Source organism: Candidatus Rhabdochlamydia sp. W815 (assembly GCF_018642185.1).
In the GTDB taxonomy this organism is placed as follows: Bacteria; Chlamydiota; Chlamydiia; order Chlamydiales; family Rhabdochlamydiaceae; genus Rhabdochlamydia; species Rhabdochlamydia oedothoracis.
Genome location: NZ_JAAVTY010000124.1, coordinates 1 through 4,039 on the forward strand (window position 1 = coordinate 1; position 4,039 = coordinate 4,039).

At 36.9% G+C, this 4,039-nt stretch carries 3 protein-coding genes and 1 pseudogene; 2 read left to right on the forward strand and 2 right to left on the reverse strand.

Features of this window, described 5'->3' with window-relative positions; genetic code table 11:
• Nucleotides 1-70: 70 nt before the first annotated feature.
• The gene (locus RHOW815_RS07185) at nt 71-451 is read right to left on the reverse strand and encodes a helix-turn-helix domain-containing protein (RefSeq protein ID WP_215217638.1); all 381 of its coding nucleotides are present in this window, start codon (nt 449-451) and stop codon (nt 71-73) included.
• A gap of 182 nt (nt 452-633) precedes the next feature.
• On the opposite strand from RHOW815_RS07185, the gene RHOW815_RS07190 reads away from it, so the two are divergent.
• Nucleotides 634-3,456, forward strand: a complete 2,823-nt coding sequence (locus RHOW815_RS07190) for a valine--tRNA ligase (RefSeq protein ID WP_215217639.1) — start codon at nt 634-636, stop codon at nt 3,454-3,456.
• A 60-nt stretch (nt 3,457-3,516) separates the two neighbouring features.
• Complete coding sequence (locus tag RHOW815_RS07195; protein ID WP_215217640.1) at nt 3,517-3,747, forward strand: hypothetical protein; 231 nt, start codon at nt 3,517-3,519, stop codon at nt 3,745-3,747.
• Between the two features lie 98 nt (nt 3,748-3,845).
• On the opposite strand, the pseudogene RHOW815_RS09415 reads toward RHOW815_RS07195, so the two are convergent.
• Nucleotides 3,846-3,944 (reverse strand): annotated as a pseudogene (locus RHOW815_RS09415) (IS5/IS1182 family transposase); the annotation flags it as partial.
• Nucleotides 3,945-4,039 lie beyond the last annotated feature (95 nt).

Below are 4,039 nucleotides of genomic sequence, written 5' to 3' on the forward strand. Positions count from 1 at the left end.
CTAAGTCAGCTCTCTGGCTAGGGATCAGTTTTTTCATACTCAATAGCTTAACACAAAACAAAATATTTTTCTATACGATTGAATCGGAACCACTATATATTCCAAAGCGGTCTTTGGCAAAATTAATCACTTGTTTAGCCGAATGGGGTGCTTCTTCTTTTACATAGATTTTTAGTTGGTCAAGCTGATTTTGACTGAGCCAGCAAACCTTTCCTGTATAGTTCAAATTTAGTAAGGCTTCTTTTCCGTCTTCTGAATAGATTTTATAATAATGTCTTATCGTATCGTCATCTAGGAGTAAAGCATGTGCTACTTGTGGGCATGTCCACCCTTCATCTAACAATAAAATAGATTTGATTCTATCGCATAGCCTTTTATCCCGTTCATGGCGATGACGAGCCTTGAGGATGTCTTTTTGGTTTCTTGTTAAAAAGTTCGCTTTTAGTTGCATATGAGCAAAACTTATATCTCAATCCAGAAGAGCTTAAGCGTATAGCAAAAGCGCCCATTGCTGTCGAATTAATTTAATCACTCTACTGATTGCCTAGAAAACATTGCTTAATAGGGAATACGTTGAAATTTTCTCTCCTTACATGCTATCCTGGCTTGTTTATGTAAAACCTCTTGTTATCTATGACGTTATCTAAAAGTTATGAGCCTCAAGAAGTCGAAAAGAAGTGGTATCTCTTTTGGGAAGAAAAACAATTTTTTAAAGTAGATCCGGCCTCTATAAAGCCCGCTTTTTGTATTTGTATGCCTCCGCCCAATGTAACCGGTGTGCTGCATATGGGGCATGCTCTTGTGAACACTCTGCAAGATGTCTTGATTCGTTGGAAGAGAATGTCGGGCTATGAAACATTATGGGTTCCAGGAACCGATCATGCGGGAATTGCTACACAAACCGTTGTAGAGCGCCGTTTACTAGCAACAGAAGGGAAGAAACGTAAAGATTTTACAAGAGAAGAATTTTTCCAAGAGATCTGGCAATGGAAAGAAAGAAGTGAAAATCAAATTTTAAATCAACTAAAGAAATTAGGTTGCTCCTGTGATTGGTCTCGTCTTTGTTTTACTATGGATAAAGAGCGCAACTTAGCTGTTTGCACCTTGTTTAAAAAAATGTTTGACGATGGTTTGATTTACCGCGGAGATTATCTAGTTAATTGGGATCCTATTTCACAAACAGCGTTAGCTGATGATGAAGTAGAGTATGAAGAAAAAAGTTCTTTCCTCTGGTATATTAACTATTGCTTTGAAGATGCTCCAGAGAAACTCATTACAGTTGCAACAACCCGTCCTGAAACAATGCTTGGCGATACTGCTCTTGCAGTATCTGTTTGCGATGAGCGTTATAAACACCTAGTTGGTAAAAGAGTTATTGTTCCTTTTGTAAAAAGAAGTATTCCCATTATAGCAGATCGTCTTATCGACCCCTCTTTTGGAACAGGTGTTGTTAAAGTAACCCCTGCGCACGACTTGAATGACTACCAAATGGGACAAACACATAAACTCGATAGTATCAATATCATGACCCCTGATGGTCGGATTAATGAGCAAGGTCAGGAATTCTCAGGTTTAACTATGCAAGAGGCACGGGTAGCTATAGTAGATGCCCTACAGAAAAGAAACCTTATCAATAGGATTGAGCCCCACAACCATCGCATAGGAATTTCTTATCGCTCAAAAGCGATTATTGAGCCTTATCTTTCCAAGCAATGGTTTGTTCGAGTTAGTCAATTTAAAGACCGCCTGCGCCAATTGGTTGAAGACAAAAAAGTATCCTTGATTCCACCTCATTGGGAAAATACCTATTTTCATTGGATTGATCATTTAAGGGATTGGTGTATCTCCCGTCAACTTTGGTGGGGTCATCGGATTCCCATTTGGTACAATAAAAACAATCCTGATCAGATTCTGGTGTTTGATGGCATTAGCCTACCGCTTGAAGTGCAAAAAAACCCTGATCATTGGTACCAAGATGAAGATGTACTCGACACCTGGTTTTCTTCAGCCATTTGGCCTTTTAGTACACTTGGTTGGCCTCATCAAACACAAGAGTTAAAAAAGTTCTATCCTAACTCTACTCTCATTACAGGCCATGATATTTTATTTTTTTGGGTAGCACGGATGATCCTAATGGGAGAATATGTTTTTAATCAGCCACCTTTTCCTGAAGTTTTTTTACATGGACTTATCTATGGAAAATCTTATTGGCGTCATCAAGAAAACGGCTCTATTGCTTATTTAACGCATGCAGAAAAACATCCCTTTGAACTTGGGCAAACACCCCCTTCAGAGATTCATTCCAAATGGGAAAAGATGTCTAAATCCAAAGGAAACATCATCGACCCTTTAGAAGTTATCGATTTCTATGGAACAGATGCGATGCGTATGGGTCTTTGCGCAAGCGCTACACAAGCGCGTCAAATTGATTTAGATCGGCGTAGATTTGAAGAATTTAAAAATTTTGTGAATAAAATTTGGAATGGCGCTCGTTTTGTATTTATGAATATTAAGGACTTAAGTGCAGATAATTTCGCTACAGGACTTGACCTGTCTATCCTTACTCTAGAGGATCGTTGGATTTTTTCCTTGCTAAACCGTACAATCCAAAGCGTAAATAGCTATTTAAAAGAATATGCTTTTGATAAAGCGCTTTCTACAGCTTATGATTTTTTCTGGAATCAATTCTGTGCTTATTATGTAGAATTGGTTAAACCTATCTTAACAGATCCTGTAAACGCTAACAGAGAAAATAAACAAAAAATCCTCTCTTTGGTTTTATTTAGTTCTATTCGTCTACTGCATCCTATAGCACCTTTTGTAACAGAAGAGCTCTTTGATAAAATCAAGCAAAAATTGGATTCTCGAATAGAAAATCAAACAGATCCTTACACTCAAGAAGCGCTAGCAGCCATTAATAGTTCAGCTTGTATCGTATCAAATTACCCGCAAGCTATTCTAGAAGATATTCGTCCTGACGTGGAAGAAACATTTACCTTCTTAGACCAAGTAACTCATGCTATCCGTGCTATTCGAGCTGAAATGCAAATGCCACCAAATATGGCTATTGATCTATTTGTTCAAGCACCATCTCAAGATGAACAAAGAGCTGCTTTAGAGAAAAATTCTGGTTTTTTAAAAGCACTTATCCGTATCCAATCGATTACCTTTACAGAAGAAACTCAGAATCTCCTCTTTAGTTCAGAAACCCTTATTGGTTCCTTAAAATTACAGATTCCCCTGCCGCAAGAACTAAAAATTAGAGAAAAAATCCGTTTGGTTAAAGAAAAGGAAAAACTCATCCAACAACAAAATAAGCTTCGAGCTCAACTTGCTAATGCAAATTTTCTTGAAAAGGCACCTGCTTCTCTTGTAAGTACGTTAAAAGATAACCTTTCCCAAGCGGAAAAAAAACTTGAGGAAACCATAGAAAAATTAGACCAACTACAGAATTAAATAATCTTTAATGATTTATTCGATTATACTTTTGCTTCTAAAAAACAAGAGAGAAAAGTTATGTCAATAGAAGTGGGTCCAACAAATATTGCATATCAAAATTTAACAGAACCAACCTCTACAACTATTCTATCTCGAATAAGAAAGCGCTTTACAGTTAAAGATTTAGCAATCTTAAGCATAGGAACTTCTGTAGTAGGTGTAGCTGATTTTCCCCATGATGGAGCTTTTTCATATTACTGCAAAGAATCCTGCAGCTTGCTCTATAAATTTAATATTGGCATGCAATAAGCTAGGAATAGGCACTCTCTTAGAGCCTGTTTAAAATCTTTTCAAAAGTAGATCAATAAAAGCTAGAACCACCATATATCAGGCTTGTATGTAGTTTTCTTTCTCAATTTTTCCATCCACGCAAAAGAACGCTTTACAATCCATCTTCTAGAAATGACTGTAAAAGTATGAAGTGCATTTCTTTTTGCTATTTCTACTATATATAGTGGTTCCGATTCAATCGTATAGAAAAATATTTTGTTTTGTGTTAAGCTATTGAGTATGAAAAAACTGATCCCTAGCCAGAGAGCTG